Source organism: Streptomyces sp. PH9007 (genome assembly GCF_059813725.1).
Genome location: NZ_CM187440.1, coordinates 2,726,579 through 2,747,469 on the forward strand (window position 1 = coordinate 2,726,579; position 20,891 = coordinate 2,747,469).

Here is a 20,891-nt window from a genome sequence, read left to right on the forward strand (position 1 = left end):
CGGCCCCCGGTTCAGTTCTTCGCGTACGGATTCGGTACGCCGGGCGGCAGCACGTCCGTCTGCCGTTCGCCCTCGTCCGCGAAGACGTACGCGCCCGCCTCGATCCGGTCGATCAGGCCGCGCGTCCACTCCTCGTCGCTGGACGACTCATGCACCCACAGCCGCATGATCTCGCCGATGTGTCCCCACTGCTCCGGGGTGTCGTCGGGCGGGCTCCAGTGCTTGCGCACCTCGGCGCGCCAGCCCTCCAGTGCCGCGACCCGTTCCCGCAGCAGGCCGACGGCCTCGGCGCGCGGGAGGTCGACGATGAAGCCGACGCCCGCCGTCAGGACGTCGATCCGCTCGTCGTGGGCGCGCAGCGCGTGCCGGAGCAGGTCGAAGAACACGTCCTCGCCGGCGTCGGTGATCTCGTACTCGGTACGGGGCGGGCCGCCGGCCGGGCTGGGGGCGGCCTCGTGGGCGAGCAGCAGTCCCTGTTTGGCCATGGCCTTCAGCGCGTGGTAGATCGAGCCCGGCTTGGCGTTGGACCACTCGTGGGCGCCCCAGAACTCCAGGTCGTTGAGGACCTGGTAGCCGTGGGTCCGCCCGTGCTGGCGCACCGAACCCAGCACCAGCAGCCGGATGACCGACATCACTCGCCCTCCCCTTGCGCGGATCGTCTGGGGTGTGTCTGTGCGGACAGTCTCTCATCGGGCCCACTCTTCAAGTTTGACTAGCCGCACCGCGCCCTCTACCCTCGACCCTCGCTCATCAAGTTTGAATAGCGAGAGGAGTGAGGACACGCAGTGCGCCAGATGATCAGAGTCCGCGAACTCACCAGGACCTACGGAGACCGGAACGCCCTCGACAGGCTGGACCTCACCGCCGGTGAAGGCACCGTGCACGCCCTGCTCGGCCCCAACGGGGCGGGCAAGACCACCGCCGTCCGCATCCTCACCACCCTGCTGCGCCCCACCTCCGGGCTGGCGGAGGTGGCCGGGCACGACGTTGCCCGCGCGCCGGACGAGGTACGCCACCGCATCGGCCTGGTCGGGCAGCACGCCGCCCTGGACGAGGGGCTGAGCGGACGGCAGAACCTGGAGCTGTTCGGCCGCCTGCACCACCTGGGCGGGAAGGCCGCCGCACGGCGGGCCGACGCGCTGCTCGCGGAGTTCTCGCTCGCCGACACCGGTGACCGCCCCGCCGGCACCTACAGCGGCGGCATGCGCCGACGGCTGGACCTCGCCGCCTCCCTGATCGTGCACCCACTGGTGCTCTTCCTCGACGAACCCACCACCGGGCTCGATCCGCGCGGGCGGGCCGAGGTGTGGCAGGCGGTGCGCCGGCTGACCGGGAGCGGTACGACCGTCCTGCTCACCACCCAGTACCTGGAGGAGGCCGACCAGCTCGCCGACCGGATCTCGGTCATCGACCGGGGCCGGCGCATCGCGGACGGCACCGCCGACGAGCTCAAGGCGCTGGCCGGCGCCGACCGGATCGACATCGTGGTGCGGGAACGGGACCGGCTGGACGCTGCGGCGGCGGCCGTCGGCGGAACCGTCGTGGACACGGACCGCCGGCTGGTCAGCCGCCCGGCGCCGGACCGGATGACCGCCCTGACCGCCACCGTGACGGCGCTGGCGGCGGCCGGCGTTGAGGCCCAGGACATCGCCCTGCGCCGGCCCACCCTCGACGAGGTCTTCCTCACTCTGACCGGAACGGAGACGGCATGACCACCGCACACCCGGGACCGCGCCAGTGGGCCGACTCGGTCACGATGACCCGCCGGGGCCTGGCCCACTGGGCACGGCAGCCGGGCCAGTTCGCCGCCCAGCTGGTCTTCCCGGTGATGCTGCTGGTGATGTTCGCGTACTTCATCGGCGGCGGGATGGAGGTGGCCGGCGGCGGGGACTACAAGGAGTTCCTGATCCCGGGGATGCTCGCGCTGACCATGGCCTTCGGCCTGGAAAGCACGATGGTGGCGCTCACCCAGGACATCAACAAGGGGGTGCTCGACCGGTTCCGTTCGATGCCGATCGCCCCGTCCTCGTTCCTGATCGGGCGCAGTCTGCTCGACATGCTCAGCTCGGCCGCCGCGCTGCTGGTCATGATCGGAGCCGGGCTCGCCATCGGCTGGCGCTGGCACGGCGGAGCGGCGGCGGCGCTGGCTGCCGTGGGGCTGCTGTTTCTACTGCGCTTCGCGATGCTGTGGGTCGGCATCTGGCTGGGTCTGGTCGCGGGGCGGCCGGAGATGGTGCAGACCGTACAGATCCTGGTGTGGCCGGTGGGGTTCCTGTCGAGCGCCTTCACCTCACCGGAGACCATGCCGGGCTGGCTGGGGACGGTGGCCGAATGGAACCCGATGTCGGCCACGGCGAGCGCGGTGCGCGAACTGTTCGGCAACCCCACCTGGAGCAGCACCTCCTGGTCGGCCGAACACCCCGTCGCACTGGCGGTGGCGTGGCCCCTCGTCCTGCTGGGCCTGGCCGTCCCGCTGGCGCTGCGCCGCTTCCGGTCCCTGGGCCGCTGAGCGCCGGGCCGCCACTGCGGAGGGGCTACTTGCGGACCGGGACGTCGTCGATCCAGGTGTAGCGGGTGCCCCGGCCCTCCGTGCAGCGCAGTTCGTACAGGCCGTTGCTGTCGGGGCGGCCGGAGAGCATCAGGGGGACATGGCCGGTGATGACGAGATCGATCGTCCGGCCGTGACGGGGGCCGCCGTCGAAGCGGACTTTGATCACGTGGGGGGAAGCCATGGCGCCCAACCTAACCAGGTGTCACCTTTGGCTTCCCCCCGTGAATCATGTCAAGGACCGCCAAATCGGACGGCCGCTCCCGATTCCTCACTCGGACGGATGACGGCCATCCCGATTACGGAGCGGCCCGCAGCGGCGATCGCTGGCGGCCGAGACCGGTGATCTCCAGCTCCATCACGTCACCGGCGGCCAGGTAGGGGAAGTTGCCCGACATCGCGACACCCTGCGGCGTTCCGGTGTTGATCACATCGCCGGGCTCCAGCACCAGGTACTGGGACAGGTGGTGGACCAGGTGCGCCACGCTGAAGATCATGTCGGCCGTGGTGGAGTCCTGCCGCGGCTCACCGTTGACCCAGGAACGCAGCGTGAGGTTCTGCGGGTCCGGCACCTCGTCCGCCGTCACCAGCACCGGGCCCAGCGGGTTGAACGTCTCACAGCTCTTGCCCTTGGACCACTGCCCGCCCGACTCGTCCTTCTGGTAGGTGCGCTCCGAGACGTCGTTGGCGATCGTGTACCCGGCGATGTGCGCGAACGCGTCCTGCGGGCTGTCGAGGTAGCGGGCGCGCCGGCCGATGACGACGGCCAGTTCGACCTCCCAGTCGGTCGTCGAGGCCCCGCGCGGGATGTGCACCGCGTCGTTCGGTCCGACCACGGTGTTCGGCGACTTGTAGAAGAGGATCGGCCACTTCGGCGGCGCGGACCCCGACTCGGCCGCGTGTGCCGCGTAGTTCTGCCCGATGCACAGCACCGCCGAGGGGCGGGTGATCGGGGCGCCGATCCGTTCCCCCTCGATGCTCGTCTCCGGGAGGGTGTCCACGGCCGGGACGATCCCCGGGTTCTCCGTCACCGCCGCCAGGAAGGCGGCGTCGATGTCCTGCGTGACGCCCCGCAGATCGTAGTGGCGGGAGCCGTCGGCCGCCGCCAGTACCGGGCGCTCCTGGCCCGGTTCGCCTATGCGCATCAGTCGCATCGTGTCACCCATTCCTGCTCAGTCGAGTGTTGCCAGCTCGTCCGCCGTCAGTGTCAGCTCCTGGGCTGCGGCCGAGTCCGTGATCGTCTCCGGGCGGCTGGCGCCGGGGATCGGGACGACCACCGGGGACTTCGCCAGCATCCAGGCCAGGCACACCCGTTGCGGACTCACCCCGCGATCGCGCGCCACCTGGGCGAACGGCGCGAAGCGCGAACCCAGGTCGCCCGCCTGCGCGATGCCGCCCAGCGGGCTCCACGGCAGGAACGCGATGCCCAGCTCCGTGCACAGTTCGAGCTCCGCCTCGCTGGAGCGGAAGGCAGGCGAGTACTGGTTCTGGACGGACATGAGCCGTCCGCCCAGGATCGCGTTGGCCTGCTCGATCTGTTCCGGGTCGGCGTTGGAGATGCCGGCCATCCGGATCTTGCCCTCGTCCAGCAGTTCGGCCAGCGTGCCGACCGACTCGGCGTAGGGCACGGCCGGGTCGGGCCGGTGGAACTGGTAGAGGCCGATCGCCTCCACCCCCAGCCGGCGCAGCGATGCCTCGCACGCCGAACGCAGGTACTGCGGGGAGCCGTTCAGCCCCCAGGCGCCGTCGCCGGGCCGGGTGTGGCCGCCCTTGGTGGCGATGAGCACGTCGTCCCGGCGCGGGTCCCCGGCGAGCGCCCGGGCGATCAGTGACTCGTTGTGCCCCGCGTCGTGGGCGTCGCCGAGGCTGTACGCGTCGGCGGTGTCGATGAGGGTGATGCCCGCGTCCAGCGCGGCCTTGATGGTGGCGATCGAACGGCTCTCGTCCTGCGGCCGTCCCTCGATCGACATCGGCATCGCGCCGAGGCCGATCTCGCTGACCTGCGCGGCTCCGATCATGCGGTACTTCATGGCTGTGCACCTGCCCTTCCATACCCGTCCATTCCCGCTGGATCCTAACGGCCCGCGCCCCGGGGCCCTCAGCAGCAACAGCCCCGACACCGGGCGCCGCCGGGGGCGGGCGGCGGGTTCCGACCCGGATCCGAGTTACATGAGCGCTGTTATATTAGCGCTATGACATCTCCCGAGCCTCCCGAGCCCCCTGAACCGGCCGGTGGCGACCCCACCTCCGCGCCGGACCGCTGGGTGCCGCTGCACCAGCTCTTCCGCGCCATGGACGACGAGATCGGCGAGGTGTACGCGCTGCGCGGCATCCACGGCGTACGGCCCCGGTTCGCCTATCCGCTGATCCGCCTCGCGCACACCGGACCGCTCACCATCCGGGAGCTGGCCGACTCCCTGGACCGCTCGCACTCCGCCGTCAGCCAGACCCTGACCGCCATGCGCCGCGAGGGCCTGATCGACTCCGCGCCCGGCGAGGAGGACGCCCGCACCCGCAAGATCACGCTCACCGAACGCGGGCGCGCGCTGGTGCCGTTTCTGGAGGCGGAGTGGCGGGCCACCCACGCGGTGGTCGCCGAGCTGGACGAGGAGCTGCCGCACCCGCTCAGCGCCGCCGCCGTCGCGCTGGCCCAGGCGCTGGAACGCCGGTCGATGAAGGACCGGATCCTCGACCGCCTCGAAGAACCGTCGTGAGCCGCCGGATCCGGTTCCTGGACGTACGGCCGCTGCGCACCAGCCCGCCCTTCCGCGCGCTGTGGATCGGCGCCTCGCTGGGCTCGGTCGGCCAGCAGATCGCCACGGTGGCCGTGCTGGCGCAAGTGTGGGAACTGACGGGCAGTCCGCTGTGGACGGGGGCCATCGGCCTGGCCACCGCCGGGCCCGCCATCGTGCTGGGCGTGGCCGGGGGTTCGCTCGCCGATGCGATGGACCGGCGGACCCTGGTACGGGCCACCACCGCGATCCAGTTGCTGGCCGCGCTGGCGCTGGTGGGGCAGGCGGCGGCCGGGAACCGTTCGGTCCTGCTGCTGCTCGCCCTGGTGGGGGCGAGCAGCGGGGCGAGCGCGCTGGGGGCCCCCGCCCGGCGTACGTTCCCGGTGCGGCTGCTGCCGTCCGGCCAACTCGCCGCGGGGCTGGCCCTGCAGGGCATGGCGTTCCAGGTGTCGATGCTGGCCGGGCCCGCGCTGGCCGGCCTCGTGCTGGCGCAGTGGCGATTTCCGGCGGCGTACGGGCTCCAGGCGTGCGCCGTCCTGATCTCCCTGCTCGTTCTGTTCCGGCTGCCGCCGATGCCGCCCCTGAGCGCGACGGCGGCCGGCGCGGGGGACGGCGGCGGAGCCGGCCGGATGCGCCGGCCCGAACGCGGCGGCTGGCTCTACATCCTGCGCCGGCCCACCCTGTGGGGCGCCTTCGCCACGGACCTGTCCGCGACGCTGCTGGCGATGCCGATCTCCCTGTTCCCGCTGATCAACGAGATCAGGTTCGACGGGGATCCGCGCACGCTCGGCCTGTTCCTGTCGGCGGTGGCGGTCGGCGGGATCACGGCGGGACTGTTCTCCGGGACGGTCACCCGGCTGCGGCGGGCGGGGGCGGTGCAGTTGACGGCCGCGCTGGTGTGGGGGCTGGCGCTGGCCGGGTTCGGACTGGCGGGGCCGCTGTGGCTGGCGCTGGGCTGCCTCGCGGTGGCGGGCGGCGCGGACACCATCTCGGTGGTGACGCGGGGGGCGCTGGTCCAGTTGGAGACGCCCGACGCGTACCGGGGGCGGGTGTCCTCCGTGGAGCACGTCATCGGCATGGCGGGACCCGAGGTCGGCAACTTCCGGGGCGGCCTGGTCGCCTCGCTCACCTCGGCACCGGTCGCGCTGGTGACGGGCGGTCTGGCGGGGGCGGTCGGGGTCGGTGTGGTGGCGCTGACGAACCGGCCGCTGCGCACGTACACCCTGCCCGACACCCTGCCCGGTCCGGAGCCGGAGGCCGGCCCCGCCGCCGTTCCGGGACCGGAACCGGCGCCTGACCCCGCCGCACCGGCCGCCGCAGCCGGGCAGCCGGAGCGCACCGGCTGACGCCCGGAGGCGTCCCGTGGCTCACCTCCGCTCCCCCTGGCAGATTCTGCCACCCGGGCGTAGGGTGCGAGCCATGGGACGCGTCAGGGACGACGCCACGATGAGGGCGTCCGAGAAGTGCTGCGAGCTGTACATCAGCCGCGGCACCACCTCCCTCACCGTCGCCGAGCTGACCGCGGCCATCGGCATCTCCGCGCGCTCGTTCCACCGCTACTTCCCGACCAAGGCCGACACCGTCCAGCCGGTCTTCGACTGGACGACGGACACCTTCAACACGCACGTGCGCACCGCCCCGCCCGGGCCGCTGACCGGCGTGCTGCGGGACGGCTTCCGCGTCATGCTCGGCGGTCCGCACGCCGCCCGCACCCGGGCCCTGTTCCCGCTGGTCTTCGCCGATCCCGGCATGTGGTCCGTCTTCCTGCGCGCCGTCCACCACGGTGAGACCACGCTGGCCGAGGCGCTCGCCCCCCGGCTCGGCAGCGCGCCCGACGCCGTCGGCACCCGAACGGCCGCGGCCGCCGTGGCCTCCGCCACCCGGCTCGCGTTGGAGGGGATGGCCCGCACCGGCCAGGACCCCGAGCCGTTATTCGACGCCCATCTCGACGCCTTCGTGTCGGGCGTCCTCGCCGGGGCCCGCTGACCCCCACTCCCCCACACCACCCAACGCATCGCATCACAGCGCAGGAAAGCCGGTACCACCATGTCAGGACTTCTGGAGAACAAGGTCGCCATCGTCACCGGCGGCAGCAGCGGGATCGGAGAGGCGACCGTCGAGCGGTTCATCGCCGACGGGGCCCGCGTCACCATCGCCGACATCCAGGACGAGGCCGGCGAGGCGCTCGCCGCCCGGCTGGGCGAGCGGGCCCTGTACGTCCGCACCGACGTCACCGACGAGGCGGCCATCGAGAACGCCGTGCGCCGCACCGCCGAGCACTTCGGCCGGCTCGACGTCATGTTCAACAACGCCGGCGCGCAGGGCGACCCCTCGCCGCTGACCGAGATCGGCGCCGAGGGCTTCTCCCGCACCATCGACCTGCTCACCCGGTCCGTGGTGCTGGGCCACAAGTACGCCGCCCGCCAGTTCCAGGCACAGGGCGGCCCCGGCTCGATCATCAGCACCGCGAGCGCCGCCGCGCTCCAGGGCGGCTGGAGCGCCGCCGGCTACACGATCGCCAAGCACGCGGTGGTCGGCGTCGTCCACCAGGCCGTCGCCGAACTCGCCCCGCTCGGCATCCGCTCCAACGCGATCGCGCCGGGCATCATCATGACGCCCATCATGGCCCGGTCCTTCGGGGTGCCGATGGAGGAGGCCGAGGCGTTCACCGGGTTCCTCGCCGACCGGCTCGGCGGCAGCCAGCCCTTGGGGCGGGTCGGCACCGGGGACGACATCGCCCGCGTCGCCGCGTTCCTGGCCAGCGACCTGGCCCAGTTCGTGACCGGCGCGATCATCCCCGTGGACGGCGGCGCCACCTCGGTCACCCAGGGCACCTTCGCCGTCGATGTCGCGGCGGCGGCAGCGGAGTACACCGCCGGCGCCCGCTGATCCCGGGCCCGCGACGGCCCGGCGCGCACCCGGCACAGAACCGGCCGGCACCGAAGCACCGCGCGCCGGGCCGCGCCGCCTGCCGCCCCCCCTACGCTGGGCACATGACGCTCGCTCAGGCACCGATGCCCTTCGACCCCGAGGTCTTCGCCGCCGACCCGCACGGCACCTTCGCGCGACTGCGCCGGGACACCCCCGTCGTGCGGGTCACCCTCCCCGAAGGCACGGCGGCCTGGGTGATCACGCGCGAGGCCGATGTGCGGGCCTGGATGGGCGATCCGCGGCTGTCGCTCGACAAGTCGCACTCCACCACCGGCTACCAGGGCTTCTCCCTGCCGCCCGAGCTGGACGCCAACCTGCTCAACATGGACGGCGCCGACCATCTGCGGCTGCGCCGGCTGGTGTCCAAGGCGTTCACCCCGCGCCGGGTGGAGGCGCTGCGGCCCCGGATCGAGGAGGCGGCCGGACAGCTCGCGGAGGCGGTGGCCCTCGCGGGACGGTCCGGCCCGGTGGACCTCGTCCGCGCCTACGCGGGACCGCTGCCGATGACGGTCATGGGCGAATTGTTCGGGCTGCCCGCCGAGGGCCGGCGGTCGTTCGCCGCGCTGATCGGCACCGTCATCTCGGCCCGCAGGCCGCAGGAGGCGGCCGAGGCGGTCGAGGCGATCGCCGCGTTCATGCGCGCGCTGATCGCCGACCGGCGCGCCACGCCCGGCGAGGACCTGCTCTCCGGACTGATCGCCGCCCGTGACGAGGGCGAACAGCTCAGCGAGAGCGAACTGGTCTCGCTCGCCTTCCTCATCGTGGGCGCCGGCATCGAGAACGTCACCCACCTCATCTCGGGCGGCCTCTACACCCTGCTGACCCACCCGGAGCAGCTGACCGCCGTGCGCGACGCCCCCGACGCGCTGCTGCCGGAGGCCGTGGAGGAACTGCTGCGCTACGTGCACCCCAACGTGACGGCCATCCGCCGCTTCCCGGTGGAGGACATCGAGGTGGGCGGTACGGTCATCCCGCGCGGCGAGACGGTCCTGCTCGGTCTGGCCGCCGCGCACCGTGACCCGGCCCGGTACCCGGAGCCGGACCGCTTCGACATCCACCGTGCCGAGAAGTCCCATCTGGCACTGGGCCAGGGGCTGCACTACTGCCTGGGCGCGCCGCTGGCCCGCACCCAGATCGAGATCGCGCTCGGCACCCTGCTGCGCCGTTTCCCCGGCCTGCGGCTCGCGGGCGAACCCGCGTGGCGGACCACCTTCCGCAGCCACGCGCCCGCCCGGCTGCCGGTGCTGGGCCTGGACTGACGGCCCGGCCCGGACACGAGTGGCCGGCGCGGGTGGCTGCCGCTGCTACCCGGGGATGACCTCGATGGCGTCGCCGCGCACGGTGGCGGTGTCGCTCCGGTGGCCGGTGTCCAGGAGCGCGGAGGTGGCGGTCTCCCCCGCGACGCGCTTCGCCTCCTGGTCGTCGGCGGCTTCGACGATGATGCTGAAGGTGATGTCTCCGGCGTCGGTGCGACGCGTGACGATCCTGCCCCTGGTGCCGCGGGGATCGCAGGCGGCGAGGGCGTCGTTGAAGTCGTTCAGTACGTCCTCGGCGGGCTCGCGGGTGAAGCGGACGGGAACGACGGCGAGGTAACGGGCCATGCGGGAAACGTACTCCCACACGACCGGTGACCGGGCGGGGCCTACGGCGCGGCGGTGACCTTGGCGATGAACGCGGCCAGGTTGTCCACGGTCCGCCGGATCTTCTCCTCCACGGTGAGCGTCTCGTACACCCGGGCGCCGTCGCCCGGGTCCTTCTTGCCGCGCACGTACAGCGAGCAGTCCAGGTCGTCGCAGAGGTAGCTGCCCACCGAGTCGCCCTGCTTGCCGGCCCGCCCGGCGCGCGGGGCGACCATCAGGGCGACGCCGCCCGCCCGGGTGGTGAGGCAGATCGAGCACATGCTGTGCCGCTTGCGCCCGGGGGACGAGGCGGTGCTGCGCAGGGCGATGGCCTGCGGTCGGCCGGCGACGTCGGCGACCAGGTAGGCGCGGTCGGGCGCCCGGGGGTCACGCCAGCCGAGGTAGTCCAGCTCGTCCCAGGGGCGGGTGGCCAGGTCGAGGGGCACGTACAGCCGCTTCGTCTCGCCCTTGGAGCAGTTGACGAAGGAGGCACGGATCTCGTTCTCGGTCAGTGGCTTCATGGAGAGCCAGGCTAATTTGCCTAAAGGTGTTAGGCAAACGCATAATCACTATCGGGAAATCGGCGACAAGGGCAGGCGAGGAACATCATGGTGCGTGCGGGGCTGACCACGGACCGTGTGGTGCGGGCCGGAGCGGAGCTGGCCGACGAGGTCGGCTTCGACGAGGTGACCGTCTCCGCGCTCGCCCGCCGCCTCGGCGTCAAGGTCGCCAGCCTCTACTCCCACCTGAAGAACTCCCAGGACCTGCGAACCCGCATCGCGCTGCTCGCCCTGGAGGAGATGGCCGAGCGCGGCGACGCCGCCCTCGCCGGCCGGGCCGGACGCGACGCGCTCGCCGCCCTCGGCGACGTCTACCGCGACTACGCCCGCGCGCACCCCGGCCGCTACGCCGCCGCCCAGCTACGCCTGGATCCGCAGGCCGCCGCCGCCAGCGCCGGTGGCCGGCACGCCCGGATGACCCGGGCGATCCTGCGCGGGTACGCGCTGGAGGAGCCGGACCAGACGCACGCCGTACGGCTGCTGGGCAGCGTCTTCCACGGCTACGTCAGCCTGGAGCTGGGCGGCGGCTTCAGCCACAGCGCCCCCGACACCCAGGAGACCTGGACCCGCATCCTGGACTCCCTCGACGCCCTGCTGCGCCACTGGCCCGCCCCCACGCCCCCCGCGAACAGCTGAGACGCCGCGGCACACCGCCTCCGGCACCGCCGCGTCGCCGCGCGTCCCCGGGCCCGGCGACCGTGGGGCCTCCCTCGTGCGCTCTCCTGACAAGGGCCTGCCCCGCTGATAGCGTCCGACGGATGGATGGCCGCGATGACGCCCAGGACGTGTCCGTCAACTCCGTCTCGGGGCAGGTCCGGGCGGACACGATCGTCCAGGCGCGGCACGTCATCATGAATCTGGACCTCGATCCGCCGGCCCGCCCCCGGCCGCTGCCGCGCGAGGTACGGCCGCCGCTGGGTCCTTTCGTCAACCGCGCCGCCGAACTCACCCGGCTTGCGGCCCTGCTGGAGACCGGCCGGCACCGGGACGGCCGGGTGGTCGTGGTGGTCACCGGGCTCGGCGGGATCGGCAAGACCTCGCTGCTGGGCCACTGGATCCACGCCCTGGACCGCGAGCTGCACTCCCCGGACGGAGACCTGTATGTCGATCTCGCCCAGCACCGGCGGGACGGGGCGGTGGACATCGGGGCGGTGCTGACGGACCTGCTGCGTTCGCTGGAGGGGGACGGCGCGGGCCCGCCGGCCTCGCTGCCGGCCCGCGAGAAGCGGTTCCGCACGCTCACGGCGGAACGGCGGCTGCTGCTGTTCGTGGACGGCGTGCTCAACGCCTCCGAGGTGCTGCCGCTGCTGCCCACCCGGGGCGTGCTGGTGGTGGCCGCCCGGCGCGCGCTGCCGGGTCTCGCGCTGCGGGCGGATCTGGCCCTGACCGTGGGGCCGCTGGACGGCGCCGCGGGGACCGACCTCGTGCGGACCCTGGTGGGGCCGGCGGACACGACGGCGCCGGAGGAGCTGCTCGAACTGGTGCGGCTGTGCGCGGGGCATCCACAGGCGCTGTTCGCTGTGAGCGAACTGCTCGCCGACCAGGGCGGATTCGGCGAAACCGGCGCCGAGATCCTCACCAGGCTCCGCGACGCGCGCCGGCGGATGGGAGAACTGTCGGTGTCCCAGGTCTTCGACGCGGCGTTCGCGGACTTCCCGCCGGCCGCGCGCCAGGCGTATCTGCTGCTCGGCGTCCACCCCGGCACGACCTTCACGAAGGACCTGGTCACCCGGGTCGCGGGACCGGCCGCCGGGGCGGGGCTGCGCGAGCTGGCCCGGTCCCATCTGGCGGGGCCCGCCAAGGAGACCGGCTGGTTCCGGCTGAACGGCCTCGTACGCGAGCACGCCGCCGACCGCGCCCGGCGGGAGCTGACCGCCCCCGTCCGTGACCGGCTGCTGCGCGCCGTCGTCGACGACTACGTCGCGCTGGCGGCGGCAGCGGACGCGCTCGTGCTCGGCGACCGCTACCGCATCGCGCCGCCGCCCCAGGGCCCTTCCCCCTTTGCCGACCGGGAGGCGGCGGTGGGCTGGCTGGACGCGGAGCGCAGCAATCTGCTGGCGGTGCAGCGGGCGGCGTACGAGAGCGGCTGGTACGAGCCGGTGTGGCGGCTGAGCGAGTCGCTGTGGGCGCTGCACCACGGGCGGCTGCTGTACGCGGACTGGCTGGAGGCCAACCGGCTCGGCCTGGAGGCCGCCCGCTGGGAGGGGCGGACGCCCGCGCAGGTGCGGATGCTCAATCAGCTGGCGCGCTACCACCACGCGATGGCCGATCAGAGCGCGGACGGCGCGGAGGCGCGGACGCACCGGGCCTCGGCCAGGGAACTGCTGTCCGTGGCGGAGGAGCACTTCGGCGCCGCCGACGGGGACGGCACGGGCGGCCCGGGCGGTGCGGACGGGCCGGGCAGTGCCGACGGTCCGGGTCCGGTGCCGCCGGTGCTGCGCGGGGTGATCTGGGAGACCGGCGGGCTGCTGTGGGTGGCGGACGGCGAACCGCGCCGGGCCCTGCCGCTGTTCGCCCGCGCGCTGGCGGCCAACGAGGCGGCCGGCGACCGGCACGGTGTGGCGGTGCAGACCTACAACCTGGCCCAGGCCCACCTAGGCCGTTTCTTTTGGATCATCGTGCTGACCAGGTGTGGATGGCGGCGATGTGGAGTGCGGCCTGGTAGATGGTGGCGGTCTTGTCGTATCGGGTGGCCAGGCCGCGCCATTGCTTGAGTTTGTTGATGCAGCGTTCGACGGTGTTGCGCTGCTTGTATGCCTCTCGGTCGAACGCGGGCGGGCGGCCGCCCCGGCTGCCGCGTCGTTTGCGGTTGGTTGCCTGGTCAGCGGGAACGGGAATGACTGCCCGGATTCCGCGCCGACGGAGGTGGGCCCGGATAGCGCGTGAGGAGTAAGCCTTGTCGGCCAGGACCATCTCCGGTGTTGTCCGGGGCCGGCCGGTCGGCCGGGGCACCCGTAACTGGTTCATGACCTGGGCGAACGCGGGTGCGTCCCCTGCCTGGCCCGGGGTGAGGACGAAGGCCAGGGGCCGACAGCGGCTGTCGGCGGCGAGATGGATCTTGGTGGTCAGTCCGCCGCGGGACCGTCCGAGGGCATGGTCGTCCGGCTCGCCGGCCGGGGCCCCTTTTTGCGGGCCCCGGCGGCGTGCTGGTGAGCACGGACGATCGTGGAGTCGACCGCGATGACCCAGTCCATGTCGCCCTCGGCGTCGGCCTGGGCGAGCAGGGCGGTGAAGACCTTCTCCCAGGTGCCGTCGGCGGCCCAGCACCGCAGCCGGTTGTGGACGCCCTTCCACGACCCGAAGCGCTCGGGCAGATCCATCCACGGCGTCCCGGTGCGGTATTTGAAGGCGATCGCGTCGATCACCGGGCGGTGATCCCGCCACCGCCCTCCCCGCCGAGGTGTCCGGTCCGGCAGCAACGGCTCGATCCTCGCCCACTGGGCATCAGTCAACGACACACATCAACCAACGATCCGATGATCCGCAGGAAACGGCCTAGCCGCCGGGGACCTCCCGGCGGCGACGGCGGCGCTGGGCGACGCGCTGGCGGTGGTGGAACGGAGCGGTGACGACCCGATGCGGTCCAGGATCGGCATCGTGCTGGCGAAGGCGGCGCTGGCGGCGGACGACGCCCGGGCGGCACTGCGGCACGCGACCACGGCCGCGCAATGGGCCGCCCGGCTGGGCCAGCACCCCAAGCTGGACCAGGCCCTGACCCTGGTGATCGGGGCGGCGGAGCGCCTGGGCGACACCGCGCTGCGCACGGCGGCGCAGGCCCGGCGCAGCGCGCTGCGCCAGGACGGCTGACCCCGGGCGCGACGGGAGGGTACGGCCGCCGGCCGCCCGGCCTCAGTCGCCGGTCCGGTACTGCGGGACGAACCGCACCCGGACCGCCGCCGCCCCGGTCCGGATCAGCAGGCCGCCGGTGGCCAGTTCGGCCGCGCTGCCGCCCCCGTACTGCCACAGGTTCACCGCCGCGCCCAGCACCAGCGGGTGCAGCTCCGGCCGGGGCCGGCCCCATTCGCGCGGGCTCTCGGCCTCCAGCAGCCGGCCGTCGCGCAGCCGCAGCAGGCAGCGGTGCGGGCTCAGCGCCGCCGTCGCGACCAGCAGGGCGGGGCTGTCCGCCGCGCGGCGCTCCAGCCAATCGGCCGCCGGGAGTCCGGCGTCGGTCACGGTGCGCGCCGCGACCTCGGCCGCCTGCCGCCACAGCGGGCCGGTCTCGCCGTCGGTCACCGCCAGGAAGCCGCGCGGCTCCGTCCGTCCGGTGCGCGCGACCACCGGGAAGCGGCGCAGCGTCACCACGCCGTCCGTACAGTCCCCCGTCACATCGAAGGTGCACACGCCCGGGGCATCCGTGTGTGCCGTCCGCCGGGGCGGGTCGGGCAGCGCGCCGAGCGCCTCCCGGGCGTCGCCGGACGGCTCCCGTACGCCGCGCCCGGCGAAGAAGCCGTACAGCGCGCGCCGCACCCGGGCCGCCGCCTCGCCGGGCGCGCCGAGCCCGCCGTCCGTGATGCCGCGCAGGGCGTCCGGGTCGTGGTCCTCGATGGCCCGCCGCACCTGGTCCTCGATCGGCCCGTCCGGGTCGAGACGCGGCCCCCCGGTACCGAAGGCGTGGCTGGGTGAGGACGGGTCCAGTTCGTGTTCCCCGGTGGCGGCGAGCAGGACCGGCAGGCCGAGGGCGGCGCCGAGGAAGGAGGTGGAGCCGTGGTCGCCGATCACACAGTCGGCGGCCACCAGCGCCGCACGCCAGCCCTCCTCGGGCGGGATGATCATCAGCCCGGCGTCGAGGGCCTGGGCCAGCCGCCGGTCCACGCCAGCCGGGGTGTGGTGGGCCCACACGTTGGGGTGTGCCACCAGCGCCACCGCGTACTCGTCCACGGGCAGCTCCGTGACCAGCCGCAGCGGCAGGTCCGTGGCGCGGCCGAGCAGCGAGTGGGCGCGCCAGGTGCTGTTGACGACGATCAGCCGCCGGCCGCCGGTCACCCCCAGGGCCCGGCGGTAGTGGTCACGGCGCGGCAGGCTGGCGATCATCCGGTCGTACGACAGGTCGCCGACCACGCGCGCCCGGGGCAGCGCCTCCGGGCAACTGCGCGCCAGCCGCTCCAGTTGCTCCGGGTGCGACACCCCGATCACGGCCGGGACGATCCGTCCCTCGTGCGTGAGTTCCCCCCGGGAGAGCCCGGCGGCCACCGGCTCGCCGTCCGTGACCTCCGGCACCAGCCGGTTGTATCCGACCCCGTGCGGCAGCACCATCAGCGGCGCGTCCACCTCGCGCATGCTGGGGTGGACGGCGAACGCCACCGCCAGATCGAAGCCGCGGCCGGGCGCCGTGGCCTCCTCCCAGGTCAGGAAGCGGCCGGGGAGTGACCGTACGTACTCCTCCAGGCCGGCCGAGAACGCGGACCCGGTGTTGATGGTGAAGAACAGCTCCACGTCCTGCGGCGGCAGCAGGCGCACCAGATCGCGCAGCCGGGTCGCCGAGGTGAGGGTGCGGGCCACCCCGAGAACGTCAACCGCCGGGAGGGGGCGCAGCGTCGCCCAGGCGGGGTCGTACCGCCCGGGCCGGTGACGGGGACCGGACACAGCGGCCACGTTACCGGGTGGAGTGCCAGGTCACCTCGTTCGCCTGGATCAGGTTGCGCACCCGGGCGTTGCCCTGGACGACGTTGTGGACGCTCACGCCGCCGGCCGCGCCGCGCGCCTCCTCGCTCTCCCGCATCCAGGTCCGCAGGTCGGCGGCGAAGGCGGCGTCCTGGAGCGCGCGGGCGTAGATGACGGCCGCGAGCTGCTGCACCTCGGGGTCATCGGGCCGTACGGCGGGCACGGGCTGCGGGTCGGGGTCGGCGGCGGGGGACGGCGCGGGCTCCGGGTCCGGCTCGGCGTCGGCGCGCCCCAGGGCGCGCCGTCCCAGCCGGGTGAGCGCCGCCCAACTGCGCGTTCCCGCCTCCGAGCCGAGTGCGCCGGCCGCGGCCGTGACCGCCGCGGTGATGGCCGCCAATGACAGCGGATCGACCATGTGACCGCCCCCCTTCCGTTCCCGCCCCCTGTTTACCCGCGCGTGCGCCGTTCACGCCGGCCCTGTCCCGCCCCGTTGACCGCGATCAGGTCGAGCAGCGGCGTGCCGCTGTTCCACAGCCCCAGATAGTCGCGGTGAATGGCCAGAACCCGCTGCTGCGTCGCCAGTTCGAGCGCCTGCTTGGTGAACGCCCCCGCTGTGGTCACGAACACCGCCAGGTCAGCCCGGTGGTGCTGGTACACCGTGCCCAGGAACTTCTGCATGTCCGCGCTGCCCACCGAGCGGTCCGCCCGGTACTGCTTGCACTGCACCACCAGCCGCCGCCCGTCCGGCAGCAGCGCCGTCACATCGGCGCCGAGGTCACCGGCCCGCCCCGTCACCTCCACCTGGCCGCAGCCGTCGCGGCGGCACAGCCAGGCGACGTGCTCCTCGAACTCCCGCCAGCTCAGTATGTCCAGCGCCGCCACCGTGGCCCGCGCCCGCGCGCGCCGGTCCGCCGCGCGGAACTCCCGGTCCGCAGCCCTGGCCCGCCGGTCGCGCCGCCACAGCCACCAGCCGAGTGCCCCGAGCGCGGCGGCGCCGAGCGCGATCAGCGGGTACGGCCAGAAGATCACCACCGCTGCCGCCACCGCGATCCCCGTGGCGCCCCACCGGTTGCGCCGCACCTGCCGCTTCCGCCGATTCCGCTGGTTCTGCCGCTTTCCGCCCATGGCGCGCCAGTGTGGGAGGTACGCGCCCTCGTCCGCCAGAGCGCCTTCTCGGCCAGGACGGGGCCCGGGCGGGCGGACGCCGGGGACGGACGGGGAGCGGTCCTGGCACCGGACGATCTGGCTGCCGCTGCGGCCCTCTTCGAAAATTCATTCCCCAACTGCCCTCTGTGGAAATGAACTTGCTCTTGTTAGCGTGATGGATGGCTCTGTCGAGCACCGTACGTGGGCGGGGCGCCCGGGACGGGAGCGCGCGGATGGCGAACGACACGGACATCACTTCCCCGGACCCCGGCCCGCGTTCCCCCGCGCACGGGAGGCGCCGGCGCCGGAAGCCGCACGTGCCTCCCTGACCGAAGAGTTCGGCCCGTTGATGTCCGTCGAGAAGTGGGCACGCGCCGGCGTCCGCCGTGAACGGCCCCGGAAAGGCCAGGGATCGCCGTATGACGTCCCCGGAGGAAGCGTCGGCATGGGTGCGGCGGCTGCCCCGGACATCGACGGATCCGGCCGCCGCCGAACGGGAGGACCTGGCGTTTCTCCTGGCCATGGCCGCGGGCGGAATGCTCAGTGGCCCCGCGTTCCCCCGTCCGGAGGGGGCGCGGGAGAACGCGCCGGATTCCGTCCGGCACTCCGTTCCGAAACCGCCGGCCGGGGCGCGGAAGAACTTCCCGACCGGCATCGTCTTCCACGGCCGCGGCTCCTTCCTGTCCGACGCGGAACTCGCCGCGCTGGACCGGGAATCACGGGACTACCGCCCCCGGGCCGAACGTCTTCCCGACCACTGTGCGGCCTCCGGCGCTCCCGTTGCCGGGGAGGTCTCCCGCTCCCCGGCGATCCACGCGTTCCTCACCGAGAAGGTCGGGGCCTTCGCCGCCACCCGCCGGGCGCGTTACCTCTACTACGACGAGCCGGGACGCGGCGGCGATCCGCACGTCGAGCCGGACGCGTGCGCGCTGCACATCCTCACCCTGCTGGAGCACCGGCCGCCGAGCGGGCACAGACCGGTGAGGCAGGAGGAGCCGGCCCGCTCCGAACTCATCCTCCATCCGCCGGACCTCGGGGCGGTGCGGCTCCGGCTGAGGGCGGGAGAGTCCCTCGTCTTCTTCGCGGGCAGCGTCACGCACCGGCGCACCAGAACCGTCGCGGACGAGCGGGTCCGCCTCGTCTCCTTCGGCTACCGCGTGCTCGGGGACCCGCAGGAGTGACACCCCGGGGCCGGGGCCCCGCCTCTCACCGCTCCGGCGGCTCGGGCGACGGCGGGGGCGGGGGCGGGGTGGGGTGTTCGGGCGGCACCGGCGGCTCGGCGGGCGTGGGCGGCGGCGGCCGGTCGGGCGGCGCCGGGGGCCGGGGGTGCTCGGGCGGTACGGGAGTGGGCTCGCGGTGCGTGGACGGGCTCATGCGTCGACCTCCGTGACGGGACGGTCCGTGGCGTACGGGATGCCCCAGCGTTCGGCGGCGATCCGGGCCGCCTCGGCCGCCTGGTGGCGTGCGGCCGGCCCCCAGCCCAGGAGTTCGGCGGCCTGTGCCGGGGTGGCGAGCAGCCGGTGGTACCTCAGCCCGGTGGCCGGGTCGACGCCGCGCGGGCCGATGGCGGTCACCCGCCCCGCCATGCGGGCGAGCGCCCGTTCCGGGCCCGCCGGGGAGTGGACCCAGCCCAGCCAGCGCGCCTCGTCGACGGTGAGCCGGGCCTCCTCGTACGCCTCGCGGGTGAGCGTACGCACCGGGTCGGGGCCGTCCTGCGCCTCCACCGTTCCGCCGGGGAGCAGGACCACGCCCTCCTTCGGGTCGATGAGTATCACCACCCGCCCGTCCGGGGCGAACAGCCAGCCCCACACCTGGGTCACGGGGGTGCGGTGCGCCACGGGACGGTCGGTGCGCCAGGGCCAGTCGTGTCCCCGCACGACCCGGGTGATCACCGAGTGCTCCTCCAGCGGGGGGCGCGGGCCGGTGTGCCGGCCGTCCTGGAGGTAGACGGTGCCGGTGCCGCCGAGCCGGGCGCGCAGCGCCGCGAGCATGCGGCGGGCGTCGGGGCCCGCCATCCGGTCGGCCGCTTCGGCGGCGTCGAGGAAGGCGTGGTCCTTCAGTTCGCCGGCGGGCAGCCGGATGCGCGCCGCGTCGGCGGGCCCGACCGTGCCGCCGTCGAAGACCGTGTGGAACTCGCCGGGGAACGGCAGGTCCTCGGGCAGCCCTTCGATACGCGGGCTGACGTGGTCGACGGCGAGGGCCGCGCCCGGTGTCCTGGTGAGACCGGTCTCCTCCCACACCTCGCGCCGGCAGCCCTCGCTGGGCAGTTCGCCCGCCTCCACGCCACCGCCCGGCAGCAGCCAGGTGTCGCGGTAGGAGGGCCGTACGAGCAGCACCCGCCCCCACGGGTCGGTCATCAGCGCGGTGGCACACACCCATACGGCGTGCCGGGAGGCGGCGTACTCGGCGTTGGAGGTCACAGGATCTTGCGTCACACCTCATGATCAGCACGGATCGGCGGCCTCACCAGGGCGCTTGACGGCGCGCGGGAAGCGCCCGGGGGCGCACCCCCGGGCGCTTCGCGCACATCAGTGGCCGGCCGCGCCGACCACGCCGCTCAGCTCGTTGGGCACCTGCGGCAGCTCGACGCTGTTCAGCACCTCGCCCGAATGGATGTCCACGGCGTGCAGTTCCTTGCTGCCCGGCTCGGTGACGAAGACGGTGTGGTCACGGACGAAGATCGCCGGGCGCGGCTGCTGCCACTCCAGCGGCTCCTCCCAGGCGTCGATCACCGGGATGGTGTCCGTGACCTCGCCGGCCTCCGGGTCGATGACGTGGATCTGGCCGTCGGTTCCCAGGACCAGGGCCTCGCCGTGCGGGCCGCGCGCCAGGGAGCGGAAGGTGTAGCTGGTCCCGAGGTCGACGAGCTTCAGCGAACCGTCGACCGTGTCGATGAGGGATATCTGCTCGGGGCGCTCCAGTTCGGCGTCCTTGTCCTGCTTGTAGTCGCCGAGGACCACGGTGGACTCGTCCGAGCCGGCCTGGTTGCCGATCCGGCCGTACGCGGTGGGGCTGTCCACCTTGGTGAACGCGCCGTCGCGGTAGACGAGGACGCCGTCCTCGCAGCCGATCACGATGACGTCGTCCTTGGCCGCGGCCTCGCCGTGGACGCCGGGGCACTCCTCGCTGCGGGCGATCTCCTCGCCGTCGGCGTCCAGGACCATGGCGCCGACGCGGCTCTCCTCGTTGCCGAGGGTGACCAGCAGGTCGCCGCTCTCCAGCTCGACGGCGACACCGTGGTGGGCCTCGGCGGACTGGTAGGTGTCGGTGTCCGGCAGGCCGTCCCCGCCCAGGTCGTGCGGGTCGAACAGGGTGACCTCGCCGGTACCGTCCGCGAACAGCACCGTGCGGTCGCCGTGCCGGACGACGTGGCCCGGCTTCTCGCCCGCGAACTCGGCGCCGGTCAGCCGGGCGCCGACGGCGTCCAGGACCTGGAACCCGGTGGAGGTGGAGACCAGCACGTGCTGGTCGTCACCGGCGGGGTTGACCCGGTTGAAGCCGTCGAGGGGGAGGTCCCCGACGACCTCGAACGTGGTCCCGTCCAGGACGAGCAGCCCGCCGTCGTAGGTGACGACCAGCGGTTCGGCGGCCTCGACGGTGGGCGGCGCGCTGTCCTGCGGCTTCTCGCCCTCCTTCGCCGCGCTGCTGTCGTCGGAGGATCCGCAGGCACTGAGGACGAGGGCCGAGGCGGCCAGCACGGCCACCGACGCGGCGATTCTCTTCTTCCGCATGGTTCTTCTCTTCTCTTTTCTCT

At 73.6% G+C, this 20,891-nt stretch carries 23 protein-coding genes and 1 pseudogene; 11 read left to right on the plus strand and 13 right to left on the minus strand.

From position 1 onward, the window contains the following. Positions 1–11: 11 nt before the first annotated feature. Positions 12–632, minus strand: a complete 621-nt coding sequence (locus tag ACTFAP_RS12440) for a PadR family transcriptional regulator (RefSeq protein ID WP_400013178.1) — start codon at positions 630–632, stop codon at positions 12–14. Between the two features lie 162 nt (positions 633–794). On the opposite strand from ACTFAP_RS12440, the gene ACTFAP_RS12445 reads away from it, so the two are divergent. Next, positions 795–1,712, plus strand: coding sequence for an ATP-binding cassette domain-containing protein (locus tag ACTFAP_RS12445; RefSeq protein WP_500469082.1), 918 nt, complete (start codon positions 795–797; stop codon positions 1,710–1,712). Continuing rightward, on the plus strand, positions 1,709–2,509 hold the full coding sequence (locus tag ACTFAP_RS12450) for an ABC transporter permease (RefSeq protein WP_500469083.1): 801 nt from the start codon (positions 1,709–1,711) through the stop codon (positions 2,507–2,509). The genes ACTFAP_RS12445 and ACTFAP_RS12450 overlap by 4 nt, the downstream gene beginning before the upstream one ends. Before the next feature lie 25 nt (positions 2,510–2,534). Here the strand turns inward: ACTFAP_RS12450 and ACTFAP_RS12455 are convergent, their stop codons facing one another. The 3 genes from ACTFAP_RS12455 to ACTFAP_RS12465 form a co-directional block, all read right to left on the minus strand. Continuing rightward, positions 2,535–2,732, minus strand: a complete 198-nt coding sequence (locus ACTFAP_RS12455; RefSeq protein WP_030735170.1) for a hypothetical protein — start codon at positions 2,730–2,732, stop codon at positions 2,535–2,537. A 115-nt stretch (positions 2,733–2,847) separates the two neighbouring features. Next, positions 2,848–3,702 (minus strand): fumarylacetoacetate hydrolase family protein, encoded by an 855-nt coding sequence (locus ACTFAP_RS12460; protein ID WP_500469084.1) that lies wholly within the window; start codon positions 3,700–3,702, stop codon positions 2,848–2,850. Positions 3,703–3,720: 18 nt separating this feature from the next. Continuing rightward, on the minus strand, positions 3,721–4,578 hold the full coding sequence (locus ACTFAP_RS12465) for an aldo/keto reductase (RefSeq protein WP_495684603.1): 858 nt from the start codon (positions 4,576–4,578) through the stop codon (positions 3,721–3,723). Between the two features lie 162 nt (positions 4,579–4,740). Between ACTFAP_RS12465 and ACTFAP_RS12470 the strand changes: the two genes are divergently transcribed. The 5 genes from ACTFAP_RS12470 to ACTFAP_RS12490 all read left to right on the plus strand — a co-directional run bounded on the left by ACTFAP_RS12470 (position 4,741) and on the right by ACTFAP_RS12490 (position 9,470). Further along, positions 4,741–5,262, plus strand: coding sequence for a MarR family winged helix-turn-helix transcriptional regulator (locus ACTFAP_RS12470; protein ID WP_500469085.1), 522 nt, complete (start codon positions 4,741–4,743; stop codon positions 5,260–5,262). After that, positions 5,259–6,626, plus strand: coding sequence for an MFS transporter (locus ACTFAP_RS12475; protein WP_500469086.1), 1,368 nt, complete (start codon positions 5,259–5,261; stop codon positions 6,624–6,626). The genes ACTFAP_RS12470 and ACTFAP_RS12475 overlap by 4 nt, the downstream gene beginning before the upstream one ends. 73 nt (positions 6,627–6,699) lie before the next feature. Beyond that, the gene (locus tag ACTFAP_RS12480) at positions 6,700–7,266 is read left to right on the plus strand and encodes a TetR family transcriptional regulator (RefSeq protein WP_495684606.1); all 567 of its coding nucleotides are present in this window, start codon (positions 6,700–6,702) and stop codon (positions 7,264–7,266) included. Positions 7,267–7,326: 60 nt separating this feature from the next. Further along, positions 7,327–8,169 carry a glucose 1-dehydrogenase gene (locus ACTFAP_RS12485; protein WP_495684607.1) on the plus strand — a complete coding sequence of 281 codons (843 nt, stop codon included), beginning with the start codon at positions 7,327–7,329 and terminating at the stop codon, positions 8,167–8,169. A gap of 104 nt (positions 8,170–8,273) precedes the next feature. After that, positions 8,274–9,470: a cytochrome P450 family protein gene (locus ACTFAP_RS12490; protein ID WP_500469087.1), complete on the plus strand. Its 1,197-nt coding sequence runs from the start codon at positions 8,274–8,276 to the stop codon at positions 9,468–9,470. Between the two features lie 45 nt (positions 9,471–9,515). Here the strand turns inward: ACTFAP_RS12490 and ACTFAP_RS12495 are convergent, their stop codons facing one another. After that, the gene (locus tag ACTFAP_RS12495; RefSeq protein WP_500469088.1) at positions 9,516–9,812 is read right to left on the minus strand and encodes a hypothetical protein; all 297 of its coding nucleotides are present in this window, start codon (positions 9,810–9,812) and stop codon (positions 9,516–9,518) included. Positions 9,813–9,853: 41 nt separating this feature from the next. Next, the gene (locus ACTFAP_RS12500) at positions 9,854–10,351 is read right to left on the minus strand and encodes an FBP domain-containing protein (protein ID WP_500469089.1); all 498 of its coding nucleotides are present in this window, start codon (positions 10,349–10,351) and stop codon (positions 9,854–9,856) included. A gap of 87 nt (positions 10,352–10,438) precedes the next feature. On the opposite strand from ACTFAP_RS12500, the gene ACTFAP_RS12505 reads away from it, so the two are divergent. Together ACTFAP_RS12505 and ACTFAP_RS12510 are read left to right on the plus strand one after the other, a co-directional pair. After that, the gene (locus tag ACTFAP_RS12505) at positions 10,439–11,026 is read left to right on the plus strand and encodes a TetR/AcrR family transcriptional regulator (protein ID WP_436980176.1); all 588 of its coding nucleotides are present in this window, start codon (positions 10,439–10,441) and stop codon (positions 11,024–11,026) included. Between the two features lie 122 nt (positions 11,027–11,148). Beyond that, a complete protein-coding gene (locus ACTFAP_RS12510) occupies positions 11,149–13,104 on the plus strand; it encodes a hypothetical protein (RefSeq protein ID WP_500469090.1) in 1,956 nt (651 codons plus the stop codon). On the opposite strand, the pseudogene ACTFAP_RS12515 reads toward ACTFAP_RS12510, so the two are convergent. Next, positions 13,004–13,848 (minus strand): annotated as a pseudogene (locus ACTFAP_RS12515) (IS5 family transposase). The gene ACTFAP_RS12510 and the pseudogene ACTFAP_RS12515 sit on opposite strands and share 101 nt — an antisense overlap. A gap of 118 nt (positions 13,849–13,966) precedes the next feature. Between ACTFAP_RS12515 and ACTFAP_RS12520 the strand changes: the two are divergent. Then, positions 13,967–14,197: a hypothetical protein gene (locus tag ACTFAP_RS12520; RefSeq protein ID WP_500469091.1), complete on the plus strand. Its 231-nt coding sequence runs from the start codon at positions 13,967–13,969 to the stop codon at positions 14,195–14,197. 42 nt (positions 14,198–14,239) lie between these two features. On the opposite strand, the gene ACTFAP_RS12525 is transcribed toward ACTFAP_RS12520, so the two are convergent. Genes ACTFAP_RS12525 through ACTFAP_RS12535 form a run of 3 tightly spaced genes read right to left on the minus strand, consistent with a single transcriptional unit; the run spans position 14,240 to position 17,116 of the window. Continuing rightward, entirely contained in the window at positions 14,240–15,973 is a 1,734-nt protein-coding gene (locus ACTFAP_RS12525; RefSeq protein ID WP_500469092.1) for a hypothetical protein, read from the minus strand. A gap of 10 nt (positions 15,974–15,983) precedes the next feature. Next, complete coding sequence (locus ACTFAP_RS12530; RefSeq protein ID WP_500469093.1) at positions 15,984–16,406, minus strand: hypothetical protein; 423 nt, start codon at positions 16,404–16,406, stop codon at positions 15,984–15,986. A 32-nt stretch (positions 16,407–16,438) separates the two neighbouring features. Further along, positions 16,439–17,116, minus strand: a complete 678-nt coding sequence (locus ACTFAP_RS12535; RefSeq protein ID WP_500469094.1) for a restriction endonuclease — start codon at positions 17,114–17,116, stop codon at positions 16,439–16,441. A gap of 440 nt (positions 17,117–17,556) precedes the next feature. On the opposite strand from ACTFAP_RS12535, the gene ACTFAP_RS12540 reads away from it, so the two are divergent. Continuing rightward, the gene (locus tag ACTFAP_RS12540) at positions 17,557–18,318 is read left to right on the plus strand and encodes a hypothetical protein (protein WP_500469095.1); all 762 of its coding nucleotides are present in this window, start codon (positions 17,557–17,559) and stop codon (positions 18,316–18,318) included. 25 nt (positions 18,319–18,343) lie between these two features. On the opposite strand, the gene ACTFAP_RS12545 is transcribed toward ACTFAP_RS12540, so the two are convergent. From ACTFAP_RS12545 to aztD, 3 genes are all read right to left on the minus strand, one after another. Beyond that, complete coding sequence (locus tag ACTFAP_RS12545; protein WP_390118450.1) at positions 18,344–18,511, minus strand: hypothetical protein; 168 nt, start codon at positions 18,509–18,511, stop codon at positions 18,344–18,346. Then, the gene (locus ACTFAP_RS12550) at positions 18,508–19,572 is read right to left on the minus strand and encodes an NUDIX hydrolase (protein WP_500469096.1); all 1,065 of its coding nucleotides are present in this window, start codon (positions 19,570–19,572) and stop codon (positions 18,508–18,510) included. Before ACTFAP_RS12550 ends, ACTFAP_RS12545 begins: the two co-directional genes overlap by 4 nt. Before the next feature lie 93 nt (positions 19,573–19,665). Then, entirely contained in the window at positions 19,666–20,868 is a 1,203-nt protein-coding gene (aztD, locus tag ACTFAP_RS12555; RefSeq protein ID WP_400013041.1) for a zinc metallochaperone AztD, read from the minus strand. Positions 20,869–20,891 lie beyond the last annotated feature (23 nt).